General features: G+C 67.8%; 17 protein-coding genes, 2 tRNA genes and 1 pseudogene. 10 read left to right on the top strand and 10 right to left on the bottom strand.

Annotation, left to right across the window (positions count from 1 at the left end; translation table 11 throughout):
* Positions 1 to 25 precede the first annotated feature (25 nt).
* Positions 26 to 2,595: pseudogene (gene pepN / locus G6N64_RS24545) on the bottom strand (aminopeptidase N).
* Positions 2,596 to 2,619: 24 nt separating this feature from the next.
* Positions 2,620 to 3,060: a DUF732 domain-containing protein gene (locus G6N64_RS24540; protein ID WP_409370815.1), complete on the bottom strand. Its 441-nt coding sequence runs from the start codon at positions 3,058 to 3,060 to the stop codon at positions 2,620 to 2,622.
* A 195-nt stretch (positions 3,061 to 3,255) separates the two neighbouring features.
* Between G6N64_RS24540 and G6N64_RS24535 the strand changes: the two genes are divergently transcribed.
* Positions 3,256 to 3,867, top strand: coding sequence for a mycothiol-dependent nitroreductase Rv2466c family protein (locus tag G6N64_RS24535; protein WP_163800428.1), 612 nt, complete (start codon positions 3,256 to 3,258; stop codon positions 3,865 to 3,867).
* A 7-nt stretch (positions 3,868 to 3,874) separates the two neighbouring features.
* Here the strand turns inward: G6N64_RS24535 and G6N64_RS24530 are convergent, their stop codons facing one another.
* Positions 3,875 to 5,443 carry a molybdopterin-dependent oxidoreductase gene (locus G6N64_RS24530; protein ID WP_163800427.1) on the bottom strand — a complete coding sequence of 523 codons (1,569 nt, stop codon included), beginning with the start codon at positions 5,441 to 5,443 and terminating at the stop codon, positions 3,875 to 3,877.
* A 141-nt stretch (positions 5,444 to 5,584) separates the two neighbouring features.
* On the opposite strand from G6N64_RS24530, the gene G6N64_RS24525 reads away from it, so the two are divergent.
* From G6N64_RS24525 to G6N64_RS24515, 3 genes are all read left to right on the top strand, one after another.
* Positions 5,585 to 7,273, top strand: a complete 1,689-nt coding sequence (locus G6N64_RS24525) for a protein kinase domain-containing protein (protein WP_163800426.1) — start codon at positions 5,585 to 5,587, stop codon at positions 7,271 to 7,273.
* 70 nt (positions 7,274 to 7,343) lie between these two features.
* On the top strand, positions 7,344 to 7,823 hold the full coding sequence (locus G6N64_RS24520; protein WP_163800425.1) for a ribose-5-phosphate isomerase: 480 nt from the start codon (positions 7,344 to 7,346) through the stop codon (positions 7,821 to 7,823).
* Between the two features lie 3 nt (positions 7,824 to 7,826).
* Complete coding sequence (locus tag G6N64_RS24515; protein WP_163800424.1) at positions 7,827 to 8,621, top strand: Fpg/Nei family DNA glycosylase; 795 nt, start codon at positions 7,827 to 7,829, stop codon at positions 8,619 to 8,621.
* Positions 8,622 to 8,638: 17 nt separating this feature from the next.
* Here the strand turns inward: G6N64_RS24515 and G6N64_RS24510 are convergent, their stop codons facing one another.
* Positions 8,639 to 10,378: an ATP-dependent nuclease gene (locus G6N64_RS24510; protein WP_264002385.1), complete on the bottom strand. Its 1,740-nt coding sequence runs from the start codon at positions 10,376 to 10,378 to the stop codon at positions 8,639 to 8,641.
* A gap of 215 nt (positions 10,379 to 10,593) precedes the next feature.
* Here G6N64_RS24510 and G6N64_RS24505 point away from each other — a divergent pair, with 215 nt between their 5' ends.
* Positions 10,594 to 12,285, top strand: a complete 1,692-nt coding sequence (locus G6N64_RS24505; protein ID WP_163800422.1) for a cation:proton antiporter — start codon at positions 10,594 to 10,596, stop codon at positions 12,283 to 12,285.
* Positions 12,286 to 12,295: 10 nt separating this feature from the next.
* On the opposite strand, the gene G6N64_RS24500 is transcribed toward G6N64_RS24505, so the two are convergent.
* The 5 genes from G6N64_RS24500 to G6N64_RS24480 form a co-directional block, all read right to left on the bottom strand.
* Positions 12,296 to 13,129, bottom strand: a complete 834-nt coding sequence (locus G6N64_RS24500; protein ID WP_163800421.1) for a DUF1542 domain-containing protein — start codon at positions 13,127 to 13,129, stop codon at positions 12,296 to 12,298.
* An 86-nt stretch (positions 13,130 to 13,215) separates the two neighbouring features.
* Positions 13,216 to 13,848: a cutinase family protein gene (locus G6N64_RS24495; RefSeq protein ID WP_163802090.1), complete on the bottom strand. Its 633-nt coding sequence runs from the start codon at positions 13,846 to 13,848 to the stop codon at positions 13,216 to 13,218.
* 220 nt (positions 13,849 to 14,068) lie between these two features.
* The gene (locus G6N64_RS24490) at positions 14,069 to 15,610 is read right to left on the bottom strand and encodes a hypothetical protein (RefSeq protein WP_220100557.1); all 1,542 of its coding nucleotides are present in this window, start codon (positions 15,608 to 15,610) and stop codon (positions 14,069 to 14,071) included.
* Positions 15,611 to 16,531: 921 nt separating this feature from the next.
* On the bottom strand, positions 16,532 to 17,911 hold the full coding sequence (locus G6N64_RS24485; protein WP_163800420.1) for an MFS transporter: 1,380 nt from the start codon (positions 17,909 to 17,911) through the stop codon (positions 16,532 to 16,534).
* Positions 17,912 to 17,951: 40 nt separating this feature from the next.
* Positions 17,952 to 19,442: an aldehyde dehydrogenase family protein gene (locus tag G6N64_RS24480; protein WP_163800419.1), complete on the bottom strand. Its 1,491-nt coding sequence runs from the start codon at positions 19,440 to 19,442 to the stop codon at positions 17,952 to 17,954.
* 269 nt (positions 19,443 to 19,711) lie between these two features.
* Between G6N64_RS24480 and G6N64_RS24475 the strand changes: the two genes are divergently transcribed.
* Complete coding sequence (locus G6N64_RS24475; RefSeq protein WP_163800418.1) at positions 19,712 to 21,034, top strand: hypothetical protein; 1,323 nt, start codon at positions 19,712 to 19,714, stop codon at positions 21,032 to 21,034.
* A gap of 61 nt (positions 21,035 to 21,095) precedes the next feature.
* Here the strand turns inward: G6N64_RS24475 and G6N64_RS24470 are convergent.
* Positions 21,096 to 21,169: transfer RNA gene (locus G6N64_RS24470), tRNA-Gly, on the bottom strand.
* A 96-nt stretch (positions 21,170 to 21,265) separates the two neighbouring features.
* Here G6N64_RS24470 and G6N64_RS24465 point away from each other — a divergent pair.
* From G6N64_RS24465 to G6N64_RS24450, 4 genes are all read left to right on the top strand, one after another.
* Positions 21,266 to 21,339, top strand: a tRNA-Pro gene (locus G6N64_RS24465).
* A 40-nt stretch (positions 21,340 to 21,379) separates the two neighbouring features.
* A complete protein-coding gene (tig, locus tag G6N64_RS24460) occupies positions 21,380 to 22,810 on the top strand; it encodes a trigger factor (RefSeq protein ID WP_163800417.1) in 1,431 nt (476 codons plus the stop codon).
* Between the two features lie 138 nt (positions 22,811 to 22,948).
* Entirely contained in the window at positions 22,949 to 23,533 is a 585-nt protein-coding gene (locus G6N64_RS24455; RefSeq protein ID WP_174266997.1) for an ATP-dependent Clp protease proteolytic subunit, read from the top strand.
* Positions 23,530 to 24,177: an ATP-dependent Clp protease proteolytic subunit gene (locus tag G6N64_RS24450; RefSeq protein ID WP_163800415.1), complete on the top strand. Its 648-nt coding sequence runs from the start codon at positions 23,530 to 23,532 to the stop codon at positions 24,175 to 24,177. The genes G6N64_RS24455 and G6N64_RS24450 overlap by 4 nt, the downstream gene beginning before the upstream one ends.
* Positions 24,178 to 24,230 lie beyond the last annotated feature (53 nt).

Here is a 24,230-nt window from a genome sequence, read left to right as displayed (position 1 = left end):
GCGCGCTCGCCGAAGGACCCCAGGGCTACGCGGTGTCGAACTCCCGCGCTCGCAGCGACCGCTCGACACCGGCGCGACCCTCGAGGACCAGGCGGCGCAGCGCGGGCGGCACGTCGTCGGCGGCGAGGAACGCATCGGCGGCGTCCAGACCCGACTGGCTGATGTCCCACGATGGGTACAGCCCGATCACGACGGTCTGCGCGACCTCGCTGGAACGGCGCTGCCACACGCCACTGATCGACTCGAAGTACTTGGCCGAGAACGGCGCGAGCACCTCACCCTGTCCCGGCCGGGCGAAGCCGCCCACGATCGCGCGGGTGGTGATGTTGGCGAGGGTGTCGTCCTCGACGACCTGCTGCCACGCAGCCTCCTTGACGGCGGGCTGCGGGCCGCCGCGGCCGCGGCGGCGTTGCGCCTACCCGCCGCGGTCGGATCCTGCTCGGCCTCCGCGTCGAGGAACGGCGTGTCCGTGCCGTCGGCGTCGACGTCACCGCTCGCAGCCAACGCGGTCACGATCCGCCAGCGCAGGTCGGTGTCGATCACCAGGCCGGTCAGGTTGACCGCCGCGGGCTCGTTGTCGAGCAGCGTCGACAGCACGGCGACGTGGTTGCGCGAGAGCGCCGAGGTGCACAGCGCGTTGACGAACGCCAGCTGGTGGTCCGATCCCGGCGCCGACTCGCGGGCCAGGTCGAGCAGCCGGTCGCCGAATGCCGGCCAGCCGTTCTCGGCGGCCCACTCCGGGTCGGCGTAGGACCCGAGCGCAGTCTGCGCCTGCAGCAGCAGGCGTTGCGCGACACCGACTTCGGTCTCGGCGTGCACGCCGGCCATGACGAGCGTCACGAAGTCGCGGGCCTTCAGTTCGGCGTCGCGGGTCATCTCCCACGCGGCCGACCAGGCCAGCGTGCGGGGGAGCGGGTCGGCGATGTCGGCGATGCGGTTGAGCACCGTGCTCAGTGATTCCGGATCGAGCCGCAGCGAGCAGTACGTCAGGTCCTCGTCGTTGACCAGGATGAACCTTCCGCGGGAAACTCCCTGCAGCGCAGGCACGTCGGTGCTCTCGCCCTCGACGTCGAGTTCCTCGCGGTGCACCCGGACGAGCTTGCCGTTGCCGTCGTCGTCGTAGATGCCCACCGCGAGCCGGTGCACGCGGGTCTCGCCCGCACCCGGTGCGGCACCGCTCTGAGCGACGGCGAATCGGGTGAACGACCCGTCGTCGGCCACGTCGAAGTCGGCGCGCAGTGTATTCAGGCCCGTGGTCTTCAGCCACTGCCGACCCCAGTGCGACAGGTCGCGGCCGGACGACTTCTCCAGCGCGCCGAGCAGATCGCTGAACGTGGCGTTGGCGAAGGCGTGGTCGCGGAAGTAGTCGCGCAGGCCCGCGAGAAACGCCTCGAGCCCCACATATGCCACCAACTGCTTGAGGACGCTGGCGCCCTTGGCGTAGGTGATGCCGTCGAAGTTGACCTCGACGGCGTGCAGGTCGGGGATGTCGGCGGCCACGGGGTGGGTCGAGGGCAACTGATCCTGCCGGTAGGCCCAGGACTTCTCGACGTTCGCGAACGTCGTCCACGCCTGGTCGTACTCGGTTGCCTCGGCCTGGCACAGCACCGACGCGAACGTCGCGAACGACTCGTTGAGCCACAGGTCGTCCCACCAGGTCATGGTGACCAGGTCGCCGAACCACATGTGAGCCATCTCGTGCAGCACCGTCTCGGCGCGCCGCTCGTAGCTGTAGCGCGTCACCTTGGACCGGAAGACATAGTCCTCGAGGAAGGTGACGGCGCCGGCGTTCTCCATGGCGCCGGCGTTGAACTCGGGCACGAAGAGCTGGTCGTACTTGCCGAAGGCGTAGGGAACGCCGAAGTTCCGGTGGTAGAAGCCGAAGCCCTGCTTCGTCTCGGTGAACAGCCGCTCGGCGTCCATGAACTGGCCCAGCGACGCACGGCAGAAGATGCCGAGTGGAATCTCGCCGTGCTCGTCGGCGTAGACGTCGTCCCATCGTGCGTACGGCCCGGCGATCAGGGCGACCAGGTAGGTGCTCATCCGCGGAGTGGTGACGAACTCGTGCACGCCGCCCTCGGCGCTCGCGGTGGCGCCGTTTGAGATGACCTGCCAGTGCGCCGGCGCGGTCACGCTCACGTCGAAGGTCGCCTTGAGGTCGGGCTGGTCGAAGCACGCGAACATCCGCTTGGCGTCGGCGGTCTCGAACTGCGAGTACAGGTACACCTCGTCGTCGACGGGGTCGACGAAGCGGTGCAGTCCCTCACCGGTGTTGGAGTAGAGGCAGTCCGCGTCGACGACGACGACGTTGCGCTCGGCGAGGCCCACGAGGGGGATTCCGGTCGACTCGTCGTAGCCCGACACGTCGACGTCGACGCCGTTGAGCGTCGCGCCGCGGATGGCGTCGGCGGCGATGTCGATGACGGTGTCCGAGCCGGCGAGGGCGCCGAACTCGACGGTGGTGGTGGACCGGAAGGTGCGGTCGCTCGGGGCGCCCGAGCCGTTGGTCAGGTCCAGGACGATGCGGTAGTTATCGACGGTGACGAGGGCGGCGCGCTCGGCGGCCTGGTCACGGGTCAGGTTGGGGAGTGCCACGCGTCCAACCTAGTGGTCGACGTGTCAGCGCGCTCCCGACATCAGGCCGGTCAAACCGCCCAGTCCGGTCAAACCGTTGAGTCCGGCCAACGCACCGATCCCCTGCAGCCCGCTCACCTGGTTCAGTACGGACCCGTCGCTGATCGAGGAGATCATCTGCGGGCAGTACATCGAGATGGCGATGCCGGTGAAGAAGGACGCCATCGCCGGCGAGATGCCGCCGTCGTTGCCGCCGCGGATGGTCTGGGCGACGCTCGCGAAGTTCTTGCCCGGCTCGACGAGCATCGGGCAGACCGACTTCCCGAGTTCGGTGGTCAGCGCGGGGTCGCCGAACCCGACGCCGGAACTGGTCAGTGCGGTCAGGAACGACGGGTCGATCGGGTCGGCGTGGGCGGGCGCAGCGAGGACCGGCGCGGCTGCCAGGGCGGCGACGGCGGCAGCCGTGCGGAGGGAGATCGTATTCACGTGCGTAACACTGGTTGCCTCCCGTCACGGAAGCGACACGTTCCGGTACCGGTTCGCCACCCATGTCCGAGCCCGGTTCGCCGATCGGCCGACGTGTTGTAGGTCGGGCCGCTGGGAACACACCAGCCGTTCGGGCAGTTGTGCCCGGGAGGCCCGCCGGTGGCGGGCGCACGTCGTCGAGAGGATCTGGTCCACATGGCCGAGAAGAAGGACGTCGCAGGCTTCTGGTTCGACCCGCTGTGCCCGTGGTGCTGGATCACGTCGCGGTGGATCCTCGAGGTGGAGAAGGTGCGCGACATCGAGGTCCAGTGGCACGTCATGAGCCTCGCGGTGCTCAACGAGGGCAGGGACCTGCCCGAGGAGTACCAGGAGATGATGAAGAAGGCGTGGGGCCCGGTCCGCGTGGCGATCGCCGCCGAGCATGCCCACGGCAAGGAGGTCCTCGCGCCGCTCTACACCGCCATGGGCACGTTGATCCACGACGAGGGCAACAAGGACTTCGACGACGTCATCGTGAAGGCGCTCGATCGAGCCGGCCTACCGGCCGATCTGGCCGAGGCCGCGACGTCGGACGCCTACGACGAGGCGCTCCGCACGAGCCACCACGCGGGCATGGACGCGGTCGGCGACGACGTCGGCACCCCGACGATCCACGTGAACGGCGTCGCGTTCTTCGGTCCGGTGCTCTCCCGGATCCCGCGCGGTGAAGAGGCGGGGAAGCTGTGGGACGCGTCGGTCATCTTCGCGGCCTATCCGCACTTCTGGGAACTGAAGCGCTCCCGCACCGAATCGCCCGAATTCGACTGAGCCGACCTCACTCGACCGTGAACACGATCGAGTGCCAGCCGGTCGACCCGTCCGGCACCGGACCCGGGTTGATCAGCCGGAGACGTTCCTCGACCTGCATGACCCCGCTGCCGTCGACGGCGCGGCACGCCACGGTGTGCTGCCCCGACGGCAGCGAGGTGGTGAGCCGGAACATCCGCCACGTGAACGGATTGACCTCGGTGGCGAGTTCGGCGGGCTGCCAGTCGCCCTTGTCGATCCGGACCTCCACCCGGCTGATCCCGCGGCCCTGTGCCCAGGCGGTGCCGGCGATCGTGACGTCGCCGCCGGGCACCTGCTGGAACGACTTCGGAGCGTCGATGCGCGACGAGATCTTGATGGGCACCACTCCGGGCGGCTGACCGTCCCAGCCGCGTTCCACCCAGTAGGGAATGACGTCGTAGGTCGCCAGTTCGAGTTCGGTCAGCCACTTGGTCGCCGACACGTAGCCGTACAGGCCGGGCACCACGGTGCGCATCGGGAACCCGTGCTCGGGTGGCAGCGCCCGACGGTCCATGCCGATCGCGAGCATCGCCTCGTCGCCCGCCGCCCGCAGCATGTCCAGGGGAGTGCCGATGGTGAAGCCGTCGACGGAGTGCCCGACGAGCTGCTGTGCGCCATCGGCGATCCCCGCCCGCTCGAGGAGCGCCAGCAGGGGGACGCCGATGAAGTTCGTGGTCGAGACGTAGGGGCCGCCGACCTCGTTCGACACGCACGTCATCGTGATGGTCTTCTCGACCAGAGGCATGGACCGGATGTCGTCGAAGGTCAGCTCGAGGGGTTCGTTCACCAGTCCGGTGATCCGCAGGGTGGCGTCCTCGGCACGCAGCTGCGGCACCGCGAGGTTGACGTCGATCCGGTAGAAGTCGGCGATCGGCGTCAAGAACGGCGGTGTGCCGGACTCGGGGAAGGCGGCGCCCGCGGGGATGGGTGGCGCGGGAGTCTCCGGCACCAGTTCGCCGACGGCGCGACGAGAGGCCGTGACGTCGATGCGTCGCGTCAGCACGAGACCGCCCGCTCCCGCGGCGGCCGCCCCCACCGAGGCCGCGAGCGCGCCCACCACGAAGCCGCGCCGGCCGACACCACCGCCGTCGACGTCGTCGCCAGCGTCGGAGCGGGGGCGTGCCAGCCGGTGCAGCACCCAGAAGACCCCGACGCCGGCGACCAGCGCCGCGACCGGTGACAGCAGTCCCAGTGCGCCGCTCGACTGCTCCCGGACGGCGAGGATCCCGACGATGCCGAGTGCTGCCACCGCGATCAGCCCGGGGATCACGCTGCGCCGTGCGAGCAGCCCGATGACGACCCCGATCAGGATCAGCGCCACGGTCATCCCGACGAGCAGCGCCAGCTTGTCGTTGGTGCCGAAGGTGCGGATCGCGAAGTCCTTGACCGGCGCGGGCGTCCGATCGATGAAGGCGTTGCCGACGGCGAGGAACGGGCTCGACGAGGGCAGCAGCAGCAGACCCGACACCAGGTGGCCGACGCCGAGGGCCACCACCACCGCGATCAGTCCGGTGAGGGCGGCACGGGTGAACGTCGGGCGCGCGGTCGTGGGCATGCGTGTCATTCGTCACCGCGCTCGCCCCGGATGCCGCGAGGACGTGACGAAACGCTGACGCGGCCGATCCGGCCGGTCACCCACCCGCCTTGAATCGACATCGACGGGAGCGGCGCGCCGCCCCGTCGGTAGGATGCGCGCATGCCGCTGGAGAACGGCGCACCGTTCGCCGGGTACACCGTGCGGCGCCTCTTGGGCCGCGGCGGGATGGGTGACGTCTACCTCGTCGAACATCCGCGCCTCCCTCGTCTGGACGCACTCAAGGTGCTGCGCGAGAACCCCGAGGTCAACGACGAGTACCGGGAACGCTTCAACCGCGAGGCGGAACTGGCGGCGACGCTCTGGCACCCGCACATCGTCGGCCTGCACGACCGCGGCGAGTTCCAGAGCCGACTGTGGATCTCGATGGACTACGTCGACGGAACCGATGCGGCCCGGCTGCAGCGTGACCGGTTTCCGCGCGGGGTGCCACTCGAATTCGTCACCTCCATCGTGGAGTCCGTCGCGTCCGCACTGGACTACGCCCATGGCCGCGGGCTGCTGCACCGAGACGTCAAGCCCGCGAACATCCTCATCGGCGAGGGCGGCGGAATCCGCCGAATCCTGTTGAGCGACTTCGGTATCGCTCGCATGATCGGTCACGTCAGCGGACTGACCGCAGCCAATACGACCGTGGGCACGGTGGCGTTCTCGGCGCCCGAGCAACTGATGAACGGGTTCATCGACGGTCGCGCCGACCAGTACTCCCTCGCCGCCACCGCGTTCCGGTTGTTGACGGGCACGTCGCCGTTCCGGGAGTCGAATCCGGTGGCCGTCATCAGCGCCCACCTGCAGGCGCCGCCGCCGCGGGTGGGGATGGTGCGGCCGGACCTCGCCCCGCTCGACGACGTGCTGATGAAGGCGATGGCCAAGAACCCCGACGACAGGTTCGCGACCAGCGGGCAGTTCGCGCAGGCCTTCGCCGAGCGCGCCGCCGCGATCCTCGGCATGGGGTCGGGTCGTCCTCCGGGCGCGCCTCCGCCGGTACAGGCGGTCCCACCCGTGGGATCGGTGAGCGGCCAGCTGGTATTCGCTCCCGCGCCGCGCCGGACCAGGAAGTGGCCGGCGATCGCCGCGGGCGTCGTGGTGGTGGCGCTGGTGGCCGCCGGCAGCGTCGTCGCACTGAACTCCGGTGAGGATGCGTCGACCGCCGCGTCGACCACGGCCCGGTCGTCGACCTCGCGCACCACGTCGAGCACCGCCGATGCGCCGCCCACGCTGTCCCCGCCCATCCTGGTGGGCACTCCGGGCAAGTACCAGACCATCGCCAACTATCTCGACTCGCGGAAGATCACGACGGAGTTCCAGCACCGCGGCGACGGCAACGCCCCGACGGTGACACTGCCGATACCGGAAGACAAGAGGTGGCACGACGGCGGCCTCGACACTCCGAACTTCGCCTACGAGATGCTGGTGTACAACCTCGACGCGCCCTTCGCCGGGCCGTACCCGCCGTTCGTCGTGTCGACCGTCCTGAAGTTGATCGGCAACGTGGACCCGCAGAGTCTGTTCCTGCGTGCCTCGGGCGACCTCAACAACCGGCCGGGTTTCGTGCCCGACAACCCCGGCCGCACGGGATACCTGTCCGGCCATCCCGAGTTCTCGCTCTCCGGCACGTGGGACCGGGACCCCGGAGTGCGCCAGATCCTGGGCCAGAAGATCGTGCTGTGCAAGTGGCGGCAGGGCTACTACCTCATCCAGATCGACTTCATCGCAGCGCCCGAGGACCGGGCCATCTTCGAGAGCGCAATGGCGGCGGTCGACGACCGGATCGTCATCATCGGACCGTGATGGCGGCAGGCGTGCGGTACGCGCCCGCCGTGCCGCAGGCACCGGTCAGCGGCCAAGTATCGTGACGGCCATGCGCGTCTACCTCGGTGCCGACCACGCCGGATTCGAACTCAAGCAGGCAATCGTCGAGCACCTCAGGGCCGGCGGCCACGACCCCGTCGACTGCGGCGCCTTCGCCTACGACGCCCAGGACGACTACCCGGCGTTCTGCATCGCCGCCGCCACGAGGACGGTCGCGGACCCCGGCAGCCTCGGCATCGTCGTCGGCGGCTCTGGCAACGGTGAGCAGATCGCGGCCAACAAGGTGCCCGGTGTCCGCTGCGCGCTCGGGTGGAGTGTCGAGACGGCACAACTCGCGCGCCAGCACAACAACGCCCAGGTGATCGGCATCGGCGGTCGCATGCACTCCACGGCGGACGCACTCGCGATCGTCGACGCGTTCCTGTCGGCCTCGTGGTCGGAGGAGCCCCGCCACCAGCGGCGCATCGACATCCTGGCCGACTACGAGAAGACGCACGTCGCGCCGCCGGTTCCCGGCACCCCGGCCTGACCCGTGCCCGAGGGCCATACGCTGCACCGCCTCGCGCGGCTGCACCAGAAGAGGTATGCGGGTGCACCGGTCGAGGTGACCAGTCCGCAGGGCAGGTTCGTCGAGGGGGCCGCATCGGTCAGCGGACGCGTCATGCGCCGCGCGAGTGCGTGGGGCAAGCACCTGTTCCACGACTACGAGGGCGGCCTCATCGTCCACGTCCACCTCGGGCTCTACGGGAAGTTCACCGAACGCCGCATCCCCATGCCCGCGCCGGTCGGACAGGTCCGGATGCGGATGGAGGGCGCCGAGTACGGCACCGACCTGCGCGGCCCGACGGCGTGCGAGGTACTGCACCGCGCCGAGGTCGACGAGATCATCGCGCGCCTCGGTCCCGATCCGCTGCGCCGCAGTCCCGACGTCGGCAAGGCGTGGTCACGGATCACGAAGTCCCGCAGGCCGATCGGCTCGTTGCTGATGGACCAGTCGGTGATCGCCGGGATCGGAAACGTCTACCGCAACGAGCTGCTGTACCGCCACCTCATCGATCCCCATCGCCCAGGCACGCACGTCGACGAAGCCGAGTTCTCCGAGGCGTGGACCGATCTGGTCGCACTGATGAAGGTGGGCGTGAGCCGCGGCAAGATCATCACCATCCGGAAGGCCGACGACAAGGGCCCCGCACCCAGCAGGGCCGGGCGTCAGCGGTCCTACGTCTACCGCCGGGCCGGCGATGCGTGCCGGATTTGCGGCGACACCATCCGCACCGAGGTCATGGAGGGCCGCAACCTCTTCTGGTGCCCCACCTGCCAGACCTGACCTCTTCTAGTATCATGCTATTCGCTCAACATGGACTCGACTCGTATGATTGTCTCTCTCATTTCAGCGGGAATTTCATGCACCCTTAGCAGCGAAGACAATTTGCGAGCGCTAACGGATTTTCCGCCGCTGTCCTGCAGGAGCTTATTCAAGGTGGACAACACGTCTTTACCGGGGGCGACTCGGAGTTTGTACTCAATATCTCCGCTCCAGTCAGATTCGAATTGCCTCCGGGTTCGGGTTGCGGTGCTTGAAGCATGTTCGCCGGTCGAACGAGATGCTTGAAGCTGTTTTGCCAGCAGCTGGCCATAAATCTCCTCTTTGAGCAGTTCGAGCGCCTGATCGAGGAGTCGATGGACAACGGAGTCCTCCAACGAGGTGGCGCGCGCGAGCGCGCTAGAGGATAGGAGGTAGTTTTCGATCTCGCTAGCGGACCAAATATGCGCGTAGACGTCGTTAGTTTTGAAATCAGCAACAATCTCAGCAACTTCTTCGTCACTCATGAAGTCTCGATCTAGAAGGACTGCCACGCGCACCGATGAATCGAGCAGAGTGGAGTTCAGAAATCCGAATGATTCTGCGAGTTTTCGCTTAGACGATCCCCCCATAGGCACTACGGTCAATCCGTCTTCGCGATAGAATCTATCCGCGCCCACCGTTTTAGCTATGTTGGATAGCAATTTCATGTCTTGCCCTTCGACGAAAAGAGCGGCTCTTGAGCGGAGGGCCTTTGCCAGTCTCAGATTGAAACCTGAACCGAGCGCATTATTCAGAGTTGAAAGTTCTGCGTCGTTAGTGATCCGCTTGGACGAACGCCGCGCTCGATCTAGAACAATCACTGATTCGCGGTTTGATTCTGCTAAGACCTCGGGTCCGTGAGTAGCAAGAATCACTTGTAACTGAGACTCATCCAAAATTTGCACCAGCCGGCGTTGGAGATCGGGGTGCAAGTAGACATCGGGTTCATCGATGATTATGGAGGACACGTCTTGATGTCTCCAGATGTGGTAGAGCAACTGCAACCATATTTGAAGTCCGTCACCGGCCCAGAATAATTCTTTCTCAACGCGGGACTTGGGTTCCGTATAAAAAAGATCTAGTTCTGGTGCGAGCGTGGATCGAAATAAATCCAGCGTGGCTATCTCTGGTGTGTGAGTAAGCGCAAATCTCTGAAATTCCATATACGCCGTGGGGTCATTTTCCTGAACGGCATAAAGTTGGTTCCGGAAATGACGACTGGCAAGTCTTGATCCTTGCCGCTTCCGCACGTACTCCGTGGACAGGATCTGCTCTCGGTGCTCCACGGGAGTAAGCGTCTGAATCACGCCAACGGACGGATAGTCCCTGCGGACGACTTTGATGTTAGGAGGCTGGGCGCCTGGAATGTGCTCGAGGTAGAAATACGCACCGTCTTCCAGTGGCCAGGAGACATATATAGCGGATTTGTTCTTGAAATGTATCTCTATTCGCGCCTCGACGTCGCGAAACTCGTAGGCAACGTTTTCATCGATAAATCCGGGGGCTGCCGAAGAAAGCCTGTAAGCGTGAATACTGCGGCGGCGAATTTTATCTTCAGCTACAAACTCTGTTTTCCGGAGTTTCGCATAGTTGATTAGTTGAGCGGCTAGCCGTAGCGCACCGATGGCAGTGCTCTTGCCGGCATTGTTGGGACCTACCAGAATTGACGTCTTCGACGCAAGTTTCAGGGAAAACTGTTCAAATCCCTTATAATTACGCATCTCAACACGTGAAATCAACTACAGCTTCCATTCTTAGAGTCTCGCGCACCTTGCCGTGCTTTGACTCAGGTTATTCGCCCGGTCGGACCCAGTCCCGGACCGCTCGGGCGTGTCGTGGTGCGAGTCCTTGTGGTCCCTTCACCGTCCAGCTTGTTGTCGAGAGGTACGGACATCAAAAACTAATTCTCCGCCCGACACGAGCGGTGCGGCCGGATTGACGAGAGAATCGGTCCGTGGAACTCATCCTGGTCGTCGTCGGCGCCATAGCGGTCACTGCCATCGCCCACCGGCGCGGGCTGGAACCCGCACTGATCATCGTGGTGATCGGCATCGCGGTGTCGTTCCTGCCGGGCTTCGAAGCACCCGAACTCGACTCGCACATCCTGCTGACGGTCGTGCTCCCGCCGCTGCTGTACTCGGCGGCGCTGAACTTCTCGTTCCCGACGTTCCTGCGCAACATCCGGCCGATCCTCGGGCTCGGCGTCGGTCTCGTCGTCATCAGCGCCTTCGTGGTGGCAGCCGTGTCGTCGTGGTTGGTGGTCGTGCCGCTGTCCTTCGCGACCGCCCTGGTGCTCGGCGCGATCGTGGCCCCGCCGGACGCCGTGACGGCCGTGGCGGTGGGCCGCAAGCTCGGGCTGCCCAAGCGGGTCATGGCGATCCTCACCGGTGAGAGTCTGATCAACGACGCGGCCGCGCTCACCTTGTTCTCGATCGCGGTGGCACAGGTGGCCGGCGGCCACACGTTCATCGAGAACCCGTTCCTGCTGTTCGGGTACAGCGCCGTCGTCGGCCCCATCGTCGGTGCGGTGCTCGGGTACGTCACGCTGTGGATCAGACGGCGCCTCGCGAACCCGGGCCTCGAGACGGTGCAGGGGCTGGTGGTGCCCTTCGGGGCGTTCATCGCCGCGGAGGAACTCCACGCCTCCGGCGTGCTGGCCGTCGTGGTCGCCGGCTTCGTCGTCGGCAACGGCACCCTGGGCGCGGGCTATCAGACCCGGTTGCAGGAACGCTACGTCTGGAACTCGGTCGACGTCCTGCTCGAGGCATTCGTGTTCGCCTACATCGGTCTGCACCTGCGGTTCGTCCTCGAGGACCTGCGAGAGGCCAACGACTCACTCGGCGAGGTGGCCGTCGCGTCGGCGATCGTGCTGCTGATCGTGCTGGTCATTCGCCCACTGTCGGTGTTCGCCATCTTCGGCCGCAACAAGCTGTTCCGGCACGTCGAGCAGCGGCTGAGCGTGCCGGTGCCCGACGGCGACGGCCGCAGATCGGCGGCCACCCGTCGCCGCGAACGCGTCCCCGGCAGATGGCGCGCGCGGGTCGACCGGCGGTCGCTGTCCTGGCAGGAGAACGTGGTGGTGTCGTGGACCGGCATGCGCGGGGTCGTGACGCTCGCCGCGGCCGCCGCGATCCCCGCGACCACCGTGACCGGTGAGCCGTTCCCCGAGCGGGCCACCATCCAAGCGATGGCCTTCGTCGTCAGCGTCGGCACCCTGCTGATCCAGGGCTGGACGCTCCCGCTGCTCATCCGCAAGCTCCGCCTGTCGCGGTTCTCCGACGACCACGCCGCCGACCGGGAGGAGGAACTCAAGGCCGAACGCGTGGTGCACGACGCGGCCGACGAGGTGCTCACCGAGTTCGGCGCCAACCCTCCGAGGGGCATGGACCCGGGGGTGCTCGCCGACATCCGCGCCGCGATCGCCCGGCAATCCCAGGACGCCGACGAGATGCCCGATCCCGAGGCGCCCACCAAGCGGGCGGAGGTGTTCTCCCGGCTCTACCGCGACGTCCTGCGCGCACAACGCGAGGCGCTGATCGTCGAGCGCGACGAAGGCCGCATCGAGGACGAGGCCGCACGCGCCATGCTCGAGCGATTGGACCTGCAGGAGGCAGGCGTGTCAGCGAGGCTGGAGAGCCGGTTCTGAGCGCACGGCCTCAGAAGCCGAAGTCGCCGCCACCGAAGTCGCCGCCACCCCAGCCGCCGCCGTCGCCGCCGCCGAGGTCGCCTCCGCCCCAACCGCCGCCGTCGCCGCCGGCGTCACCGCCGCCATCCCAACCGCCGCCGTCGGCGCCCGCGCCGTCGAGCTGACCCTGGTCCATGCCGTCCTGGAATCCCTCGCCGTAGCCGCCCTCGAAGGCCTGGGCGTCGTAGCTCACGCCGCCCATGCCCGAGAACAGCGTGCTGAACAGCAGAACCGAGCCGACGCCCCAGGCGCCCGCGACCAGGGCCGGCTTCCACCACGGCTCGGAGTACCAACCGGCGGGGACGGGCCGGCCCGCGACACGACCGCCCGGGTAGTAATTCGGTGTGCGCTCCGACGGTCCGGGGGACGCCTCGATCTGTCGGCCCTCGAACTCCACGCGGCGATCCTCGGTGACGACGCCCGCGGACTTCTGGCCGGACAGCGTCTCGAGTTCCGGACCGGGATCCATGTTCATCGCGACCCGGGCGGCACGCACGTAGTACAGCCCCTCCATGGCGCTCTCCTTGGCGAGTAGCGCCTGCTTGGCGGTCGTCGCCTGATCGATCTGGGAGCCCGCCGCGGTGAAGCGCTCCGACGCGTCCGCCAGCGCCTGCTTGGAGGCGTCGTCGGTACCCGACAGGTTCAGCACCTGGCCGCCGAGCCGGTCGATCAGCCGACGTGCGTCGGCCTTCGCGTCCGCCAGCGACGTGGCCTCGCGCGCACCCGTCGCCTTCTTCGAGCCGATGACGGCCACGGCGATCCCGACGACGACCACGACGATGAGGAGCAGCAGGAATACGTCCATGCGACCACCCTACCGACGCAAAAGGCCAGGAACAGGGCAGACGACGCCTCCGCTGAGTCCGCTCTCAGGTGAGCCCGACGCGGCGCCTACGACCGTGCCGGCTCGGCCTTGAGGTGCTTGGCGACCCACTGTGCGGCGACCTTCACCAGACCCGATTCCTCGTATCTGGTGTGCGACGAGAAGTCCCGGCCCAGCGAACAGATGGGGTCGGCCTTGTTGCACATGTCGGCGGTCTTGGCGCCGTACAGCGGGCTGAGCGTGGTGAGCGGTTGCCCGATGCGCGCCGACGGGTTGCCGAACACCGCCACGGCGCTCACCCTGTCGGCCATGGCGGCCGGCAGGGGATTGCGGAAGCCGAGTCCGGCGATGGGCGAGGTGGTGACCACGTCCATCACCGCTGCGCCCTGGGAGTAACCGCCAAGCACCATCTTGGTCTTCGGGCAGTCCTTGGCGACCTTCTGCACGCGGACGCTGGCGTCGGTCGCACCGGTGGCGACGCCGAGGAAGTCGTAGGACGCGGGGTACTTCACGCCGTAGGCACGGATCTCCATGCCCTTGACCATCGGCCGCAGCGCGTCGACCAGGGCCTGCCCGACGACGCCGATGCCGGGCGGTTCGTCGGTTCCACGGGCGAACACCACTTCGACGTCGGGGCACTCGGAGGCGGCGACGGCGACCGGGGCGGGGGTGAGGAGGCCGGCGGTCGAGACGCCGAGCATCGCCGCAACCAGCGCGAGACTGCGCCTGACCGTCACGACCGCTCCTTCACCGGGTAGGGAATCATGATCACCCAGGTGGTACCCAGCGGTCACATCCGCCACTCGAGCAACACTCGAGCGTGTCCAATCCGTGACGTGACGCGAACGGCCTCGGCCCGGACGTGACGTCCCAGGGCCGAGGCCGATCGTTCAGTTGGTGCTTACGTGGTGCTCAAGGGGTTCAGCCCGCCGCACTGCCCGTGGAGCTTCCGCCACCGGACGGGCCGCTGCCGCCGTTCGCGCCGCTGGTGCCGGAAGTGCCGTTGGCGCTGGTGCCCGGCTTGCCGCCGCTGCCGCCGGTGCCACCCACTCCGGCAGTGCCGTTGTTCCCGGCTGTGCCATTGGTCGCGGGATTCGACGTGTTGAGGCCCGCGCTGCCGCCCTTGCCGGCTGCACCTCCGGAGCCCCCGGCTCCACCTACGCCGCCGTTGCCGGCCGCGCCACCGGTCCCTGCGCTGGTCAGACCCGGAATGAAGCCGCCGGAACCTGCCGCCCCGCCGTTACCGCCGCTTGCGCCCCTTCCGCCGGCGCCACCGACCGCTCCGTTGCCGCCGTTGCCACCGTTGCCGGCGCTGACGAGGACGGGAGTGGCAGTGTCGCCGCCAGAGCCGCCGGCGCCGCCTGCACCGCCGGTCGCGCCTGCGCCGCCGCCGCCGCCCAGTCCGCCGGCGCCACCGGAACCGCCGGTCCCGAAGACGAGGCCACCGGCTCCGCCCGCACCGCCGTTGCCGCCCGGGGTGCCATCACGACCGTCGACGCCCGCCGCGCCGTTGCCGCCCTTGCCGCCGAAGCCGCCGGATCCCGTCGGATCGTCACCGCCGGACCCACCGGCACCGCCCGCGCCTCCGCCGAACAGCGCGTTCCCGCCGTTGCCGCCGCTGCTGGCGAATCGGTTGTCTGAACCGGGTGCGCCATCGCCGCCCGCGCCGCCATTGCCGCCGAGCATGCCGCCGCTCCCACCGTTGCCGCCGAACAAGCCGTTCCCCGGCGGGTTGGAGAGGCCGACGCCGCCGGCTCCACCCACCCCGCCGTTCTGCAGGCCGACGCCGTCCACACCGTTGCCCGCGGCGCCGAGTGTCGTGCCGAGAGCGCCAGTCGCAGCTGTGGTGGTCGTCGTGGGATTCACGCCGTTCGCGCCGACACCACCCGCACCGCCGGCGCCACCCGCCCCGCCGTTGCCGATGAAGGTCGCAGCGGCCCCGCCGCTCCCGCCGTTGCCGCCCGCCAGCCCGAGGGCTGCGTTCCCGGGTGCGCCGGCGCCGCCGTTGCCTCCGTTGCCGAAGAAGAACCCCGCACTGCCGCCGCGACCGCCGTTGTTCAGGCCTGCCGCGGCGTCCGCGGCGGATGGGGTGTAGCCCCTCCCGCCGCTGCCGGCGAAGATTCCGCCGTTGCCGCCGTTGGGGTTCGAGGCCGTGCCGTCGACACCGTTGCCGACGAAGATGTTCAGGATCGGAATCGACCCGGCGATGTCGAAGAAGGGATTCGACAGTGCGACGGGGTCGAAGGCCGTGAACGCTCCGGACCCGATGAAGGGGATTCCCGACGCGGCGCCCGTGGGCTGCGCCTGTGCCTCAGCGGGATTGGCGAGCAACGCCACGCCGGGCGCGGCAAGGACGATGCCGGCTCCGCCGATGGCCGCGGCTACCCCAACGAGTCGTTTCGGTCCCCGCCCCCGGCGGGCGTTCCGGGTAGCCGAGCCGAGCGAACGATTCTGTCTGGCCATGCCAACTCCTTTGCTGGATTCCCCGGCTCACGGCAAGCTAACACGGCCAACTGTCAAGGTCGTGGCATCAAAGACGTTTCAAGATCGCATCTTGCGGATCCGGCACGGTCGTCGAAAACGCTATGTCTCTCGCGCACGTCCTTTGCTGAAGAGGCGGAGTGTGGCGCGCCGTGCGAGCGCAGAATCGTCGCCCGGTTGTCCCGCGCCTGGTCCCGCGGGGGCGATCCCACTGCCGTGTGCAGGCGGGACCACCGCCGGTTCGATCTCCTAGGGCAGGTGCCGATGGCACCCGTGCCGCCGTGCCCCGTGGCAGGGGATGGCCCAGGGCGAGGGTGGCTGATTCGTACCGCGCGACGTGACGGGGCGGGTGTCCGTCGACCGACGGACCCTCGGCCTCTTGAATCAATCAATCAGTTGGAGAAAGTCTTCCGCGTCGCGGGTGCTGGTGTGACCGATGAACTGACACCGATGTCGCGTACCGGGCGGCCGAGGGGGAGTGGGTGTCCCGATCGGGATCGGCGTGGGTGGTCGACCGCGCGTGAACGATCAGGCGTCGGAGCGGGCAGGCGACGCCGGGCGGCGCAGCCGTGCCTCGATCAGAGCACGCCGCCGTCGCGAGGACGAGTCGCCGAAGTTGCCGGTGCCAGCACTCGTTAACTGCTGCCTGGGGCGGCGAGCGACGATGGGCAGTGGCGGCGTCAACGCCGGAGCGACGGTCGGGTCGAGAGTGCACGTCAGGGACGCGACCACGTCATTGATTGGTCACGTGTGCGATCACGTGCACGCCGGTTACGGCGGCTTGGCCACCGTTTTGGCCGCCTCCGGTCACCGTCCAACGCCGAACGTGCGGTGGTGGCGACGAAAGCGCGGTTTCGTCGCCACCACCGCACGTTCGCGGCCCTCCCTCGGTCGGCCGGCGGGCTACCGCGGCTCCTCGGCGGGCGCGACGGCTCCGACGGCCTCGGGGTCGGTGGGCATGGACTCGCCGCGGGTCTCCCTCGCGAAGGCCAGGCCGACGACCGCGATCAGACCGAACGCCGCGACCGACGCCGTCGCCAGGCCGAGGTTGCCGCCGAACCACGAGGTCGCGATGACGCCCGCGGTCAGGGGACCGAGCGCGGTGACGTAGCGACCCACGCTGTTGCAGACGGCGAGCGCGGTGGCGCGGACACTCGGCGGGAACAGTTCGGGCGCGTAGATGAAGGTGCCCGACAGTGCGCCGAACAGTCCGAATCCCAGGAACGGCATGGCCGCGAGGAACTCGCCGTAGTCGCGATCGAAGGGGAATGCCCACACGATGGCCACGGCCGAGACCGCGAAGCTCATGGCGAATGCCTTGCGGCGTCCGACGGCGTCCGCCAGAAAGCCCCACGAGGCGTAGCCGATGATGCCGCCGGCGTTGAAGACCATCGCCGCCGTCGCCACCCGATGGTCCGCCAGGGCCGTCGGAAGGTCCGCGGCGGCCGTCATCTGCCGGATGATCTGCGGGTACCAGGTCGACACGCTCCAGAAGGAGATCAGCGCGCCGGTAGCCAGTGCGGTGCACACCACCATCGGGCGCAACAGCGGCGGCGAGAGCAGCCGGCGTAGGACGAACCGGTCGTGAGACGTGTTCGTTCCCTTCGCCTTTTGATCCTTCCGAGCCTGGAGGTGGGCGTTGATCTCGGGCGGTTCGGGCACGTAGCGCCGGATGAACCAGACCAGCAGCGCGGGTACGCCTGCGAGGAGCAGCATGGGTCGCCACCCGTGGTCACCCAGGAGGGCGTAGGCCGCTGCGGCAGCGAAGAAGCCTGCTGCATACCCGGCCATCATCACCCCGCCGGCGCGAGCGCGGAAGCGGTTGCGCCACGTCTCGGCGATCAGGGCGGCGCCGACCGGCGCCTCCACTCCGGAGCCCATGCCCGCGATGAACCGCAGGATGCCGAGCTGCCACCAGGTGTCGGCGAACGCCGCGAGTGCGCTGAAGACCGCGTAGGTCAGGATCCCTATCGACAGCACCTTCGTCCGGCCGAAGTAGTCCGCCAGGATGCCGAACAGGATGCCGCCGGTCGCCCATCCGATGAGGAAGAGCGCCACCGTCAGCCCGCCGTAGAAGCCGATCGACGTGGACGTCGGCGTCACCCCGCTGTGGGGGAGCAGCTCGGTCATCGTGGGCCCGAGGACCAGCACGTAGAGGCTGCCCGCGAAGCCATCCAGGCCCCAGCCCAGCGTGGTGCCCGCCAGCACCAGCCACTGGGTGCGGGTGATCTCGTGGTGCCAGCGGGTGCGGACCCCGGGCCTCGGCTTGCCGTGCGTCACCATGTGAAAGTCCCTTCAGGGGAGGCTGATTGGGGGGAGTGGATCAGTTGAGTCGACGTTGGTCGGCGTCGCCGTACCAGTCGACGTGGTCTGCGGCGGTCCGGACGACGATGGACTTGATCCAGGAGAAGTCGTCGAACGACTCGGTTCCCGCGTCCTTGCCGGTGCCCGACTTCTTGACCCCACCCCACGGCAGCGACGGCTCGAGTCGGTGGTGGTCATTGATCCAGACCATGCCGGCCACGATGTTCGCCGCGACCCGGTGCGCGCGGGCGACGTCGGTGGTCCACACGCCGGCGCCGAGGCCGTACCGGTTCTCGTTGGCCATCGCGACGGCGTCGGCCTCGGTGTCGAAGGGGATGACGACGGCGACGGGGCCGAATATCTCCTCCTGCGCGACGGTCATCTCCATCGTCGCGTCCGCGATGACGGTGGGCTCCAGGAAGTATCCGCCCCGAAGTCGTTCGGACAGTTCGGGAACGCCGCCACCCGCGGCGATCCGGGCGCCTTCGGCGGGGCCGGTCTCGATGAGACCGAGCACCTTGTCCCGTTGCCGTGCACTGATCAACGGGCCCATCTGGGTCTCGGGCAGGCTGGGATCGCCGACCCGGATCGCACGGGCCCGCGCCGCCAGGGCGTCGACGAAGGGTTCGTAGATGCCGCGCTGTACGAGGAAGCGCGATCCCGCGACGCAGGACTGGCCCGCCGCGACGAACGCCGCGAAGGCGGCACCCTCGGCGGCGATGCCAGGATCCACGTCGTCGAACATGACGACCGGGGTTTTGCCGCCGAGTTCTGCTGTGACGCGGGCGAATCGGGCCGCGGTGGCCAATGCGGCGGCGCGGCCCGCCTCGGTTCCGCCCGTGAGGGTGATCTTGGCGACGTCGGGATGGCGCGTCAGGCGCTCGCCGGCGGGGCGGCCTCCGGTGACGACGTTGAGGACGCCGTCCGGCAGTCCGGCGTCGGCCAGGATCTCGGCGAGGGCCAGTGTGGTCAGGGGCGTCATCTCGGACGGCTTGACCACGACGGTGTTCCCGTTGGCCAGTGCTGCCGACAGGCTGCGCGCGAGGATGAGGAGCGGGTGATTGAAGGGCGTGATGATGCCGCACACCCCGAGCGGAAGCCGCTGCTGGTAGGTCAGATAGGGGCCGTCGCCCGGCAGTACCGCGAGGCGCTGCGCGGCGAGCAGACCCGCGTTGTAGCGGAACCACTCGGGAACGCGGGACAGTTGCGCCCGGGTCTCGGTGATCGGGCGCCCGTTGTTGTGGGCCTCGAGCGTGTACAGCCGCTCGGAGTCGTTCTCGATGGCATCGGCGATGCGCAGCAGGAGGCGGGCCCGAGCACTCCTGGGGAGGGCGGGCCAGGGTCCGCCCTCGAAGGCCGCGCGAGCCTTGGCCACGGCGGCATCGACGCCGTCCGCACCCTCCTCGGGCACGGTGGCGATGACCGCGCCCGTGGCGGGGTCGATGATCTCGCGGGTGGTCGCGTCCGGGGTGGACGACGCGTCGGCGGACGCAGCGATGGTATCGGTCATGCAGTCGAGTGTCGCGCCCGAGTGTGACCTGGGCAATGTCTATAGACACACACCTATCGAGACTCCGATGTTGGTGGCGACACAACCCCGGCAGAACGGCGCGCGCTCGTCGAGGTAGCTAGCGGGGATCGACGCGATCGCAGCAGCAAATAACTGATCATGCATATGCCGGAACTTTTGCCTGGCGGGCAGTAGTGGACGGGTCCATGCACTGTTAGCCTCATCGTGACCGTGGACACACACGTGGACCCGGGAGCTGAGGGGAATTCATGGGCAAACATTCACAACCGAGTCGGCGGCGGCCCGCGGTGCTGGGCGCGGTTGCAGTCGGTGCCGCGGTCGCGTTCGGTGCGTTCGCACCTGCGGCGGTCGCCTCCGCGGACACCGCGCACGATGGCGACGGAGCATCGTCCACCCCTCGGAGTACCGCAGGTGCATCGCCCGCCGCGTCGGCCAAGACTCCTGACAAGCCGACGGGTGCGCCATCGGCGGCGGACACCATCAAGAAGTTCGTCGCCGCGTTCAGCCCGCAGCCCGGGGCCGGGACGACCGGAGGCAACCGCACGACGGGAGCGACCGGCACGAAGACGGGCAGGCCGTCGACCAAGGTCTCCGGAAGCCCGACCGTGACCGGTAGCTCACGGGCCGCGGTCGCCCCGGCGGCCACCATCCCCAACTCGCCCACCAGCACACAGGGCACCGGCAACGTCGATAGCGGCCAGAACCCGGGTGGTGGCACGAACAGCTTCAACATCGGCAACGACAACAGCGGCGTCGGCAACAACAACGGCGTGGGCGTCAACTCCGTCACGTTCGGCAACGGCAACACCGTCGGTGGCACCAACGGCCTCCAAGGGCTGATCAACTTCGTCAGCGCGGGCAGCGGCAACGCGAACTCCGGCAACAACCTCGGCTCCGGGTTCAACATCGTCACCCTCGGCAACGGCAACGGCAGCGCCCAGGGCGGCCTTGCCACCGGCTCCGGTAACAACTTCGGCACCGGCCTCAACCTGGCGTTCCTGGGCGACAACACCATCAATTCGGGCAACAACAGCGTCTTCGGCACGCCGCCCTCGCTGTGGGCGAGCAACCACGCCGTCGTCGCAAGCGGCAACAAGAATTCGGGGAACAACATCCTCGGCGGGGTCAACTACGCGTCGGTTGCCGGCTCCGGGAACGATCGCGCCGGCGTCAACGAAGGCAACGGTCACAACTTCGTGGGCATCAACGGCAATGGCAACACCGAGGTCGGCAACCAGTGGGGCGACGGCAACACCTTCGGCGACCCGGGCAACACCAACCTCGCCGCCAACATCTCGACCCTGACGGGGTCCAACAACACCAACGTGGTGAACAACTATGGGAATGGCCTGACCCTGGCCACCCTCGCTGGGTCCAACAACACCAACGTGGGCAACAACAAGGGCAACGGCTTCAACAACGTCTGGGCGATCGGGAACGGCATCGAGAACTCGGCCAACAACCTGGGTAACGGCGTCAACTTCGCGATCCTGTTCGGTGGCGAAAAGAACGTCGGCAACTGCTCCTCCACCGCGTGCTTCACGGTGGGAACCTTCTCCTGGTTCATCTGACCGGATGAACCAAAACGGAGTCCGCCGAACCGGTGTTCGGCGGACTCCGTTCTGGTCGCGATGGAGCGGGCGACGGGAATCGAACCCGCGTAGCTAGTTTGGAAGACTAGGGCTCTACCATTGAGCTACGCCCGCATGCGCTGCCTCGCAGACTGTACCGGCGACCACCTAGGCAAATCCAATTGAAGGTGTCGTACGTCCAGGCCGTAGTATTCCGTCCGCACAGTGAGACGGGGTGTAGCGCAGCTTGGTAGCGCATCCGCTTTGGGAGCGGAAGGCCGCAGGTTCAAATCCTGTCACCCCGACAGAACACCGTCATCGGACCGACATGCAAGGAGTACCGCAGTGAAGAGCACCGTCGAGAAGTTGAGCCCGACCAGGGTTCGCATCAACGTGGAGGTGCCCTTCACTGAACTCGCGCCCGACTTCGATCGTGCGTTCAAGGAGATGGCCAAGCAGATCCGCCTCCCCGGCTTCCGTCCGGGCAAGGTGCCGGTGCGGCTCCTCGAGCAGCGCATCGACAAGCAGGCGATGCTCGACCAGGTGGTCGGCGAGGCCGTCCCCGGTCGCTACAGCGAGGCCGTCGCCTCGGCCGAGGTGCAGCCGCTCGGCCAGCCGGAGATCGACATCACCAGCAAGGAGTACGGCGAGGACCTCGTGTTCACCGCCGAGGTCGACGTCCGCCCGGAGATCGAACTGCCCGATCTGTCCGCGCTGAAGTTCGAGGTCGACGCCATCTCCGTCGATGACGACGAGGTCGACACCGAACTGCAGAACCTGCGTGCCCGCTTCGGCACCCTCACCGGCGTCGACCGCGCGGCCCAGGACGGCGACTTCGTGTCGATCGACCTGTCGGCCACCGTCGACGGCAAGGACGTCGAGGAGGCCAAGACCGAGGGCCTGTCCCACGAGATCGGCTCCGGCAACCTCATCGAGGGCCTGGACGACGCGATCACGGGCCTCAAGGCCGACGAGTCCAAGGTCTTCACCACCACGCTCGTCGCAGGCGAGCATGCCGGCGAAGAGGCCGAGGTGACCGTCAAGGTGAACTCCGTCAAGGAGCGCGAACTCCCGGAGCCGGACGACGAGTTCGCCCAGCTGGCAAGTGAATTCGACACGATCGACGAGCTGAAGGCCAGCCTCGTCGAGCAGGTCGAGCGGGTCAAGCGCATCCAGCAGGCCGAGCAGATCCGCGACAAGGCGCTCGAGACGCTGCTCGAGCAGGTCGAGGTACCGCTGCCCGAGGCCATCGTCCAGGCGCAGGTCGACGACACGCTGCACAACGCGGTCCACGGGCTCGATCACGACGAGGCCGCGTTCGCCGAGGCGCTGGAGAAGGAAGGCACCACCCGCGACGAGTTCGACGCCGACAACCGCAGCAATGCCGAGAAGGCCGTCAAGACCCAGCTGCTGATGGACGCCGTCGCCGACTCCCTGGGCATCCAGGTCGGTCAGGGCGACCTGACCGAGCGTCTCGTGCTGATGTCCCGGCAGTACGGCATCGAGCCGCAGCAGCTGCTGCAGGTGCTGCAACAGAACAACCAGCTGCCCGCGATGTTCGCCGACGTCCGACGCGGCCTGACGATCGCCGCCGTCGTGCACGGCGCGACGGTCACCGACAGCGAGGGCAACGAGGTCGACACGACCGAGTACTTCGGACCGAAGCCCGACCAGCTCGCCGGGCTGGTCGACGCCGCGGCGGACGACTCGGCCGACGACGACGACGACTCCGACGACGACGTCACCGAGGACGCCGGCGAGGACGAGGCGAAGTAACACCGCAGCCGGGCGAATGCAGCCCTGAGCGAAAGCGCCCGCTCCGGGGACTCCCGGGCGGCGCGCATTCGTTAGTGTCGGTGAAGATGAATGCCGAGTACGAATACTCGAGAAAGCAGGTAACCAGTCGTGACTGACATGCGTTCGAGCACGTCGGGACTCAACCTCGTCGACTCCGTCTACGAGCGTTTGCTCTCCGAACGAATCATCTTCCTGGGGTCGCAGGTCGACGACGACATCGCCAACCGGCTGTGCGCGCAGATCCTGCTGCTCTCGGCGGAGGATCCGACCAAGGACATCAACCTCTACATCAACTCGCCCGGCGGGTCGATCAGCGCCGGCATGGCGATCTACGACACCATGGTGCTCGCGCCGTGCGACGTGGCGACCTACGCGATGGGCATGGCGGCGTCGATGGGCGAGTTCCTGCTCGCCGCCGGCACCAAGGGCAAGCGCTACGCCCTGCCGCACGCGCGCATCCTCATGCACCAGCCGCTCGGTGGCGTCACCGGCAGCGCGGCGGACATCGCCATTCAGGCCGAGCAGTTCGCGGTCATCAAGAAGGAGATGTTCCGGCTCAACGCCGAGTTCACCGGTCAGAGCATCGAGCGCATCGAGGCCGATTCGGATCGCGACCGCTGGTTCACCGCCCAGGAGGCGCTGGAGTACGGCTTCGTCGACCACATCATCACCCACGCAAACTTCAACGGAGTGACGTCATGACCGACCACACCGATCCCCGGCTCCAGCCGCAGGCCCGCTACATCCTGCCGTCGTTCATCGAGCACTCCAGCTTCGGTGTCAAGGAGTCGAACCCGTACAACAAGCTGTTCGAGGAACGCATCATCTTCCTCGGCGTGCAGGTCGACGACGCCTCGGCGAACGACGTCATGGCGCAGCTGCTGGTGCTGGAGTCACTCGACCCCGACCGCGACATCACCATGTACATCAACTCGCCCGGTGGATCGTTCACCTCGCTGATGGCGATCTACGACACGATGCAGTACGTGCGTGCCGACATCCAGACCGTCTGCCTCGGCCAGGCGGCGTCGGCCGCCGCGGTGCTGCTGGCTGCGGGGACGCCCGGCAAGCGGCTCGCTCTGCCCAACGCCCGCATCCTGATCCACCAGCCGTCGCTCGGCGGCGTCATCCAGGGTCAGTTCTCGGATCTGGAGATCCAGGCCGCCGAGATCGAGCGGATGCGCACGCTGATGGAGACCACGCTGGCACGCCACACGGGCAAGAGTGCCGAGCAGGTCCGCAAGGACACCGACCGTGACAAGATCCTCACCGCCGAGTCGGCCAAGGAGTACGGGATCATCGACACCGTCCTCGAGTACCGGAAGCTCTCCGCGCAGAACGCCTGACGATCACCGCTGACCGGCCGACGGCTCAGTACGTTGGACGAGGTAGTCATGCC

The organism is Mycolicibacterium sediminis, from assembly GCF_010731735.1.
GTDB lineage: Bacteria > Actinomycetota > Actinomycetes > Mycobacteriales > Mycobacteriaceae > Mycobacterium > Mycobacterium sediminis.
The sequence above is the reverse complement of the archived record's forward strand: the minus strand, read 5'-3'. Positions and strand labels throughout refer to the sequence as shown.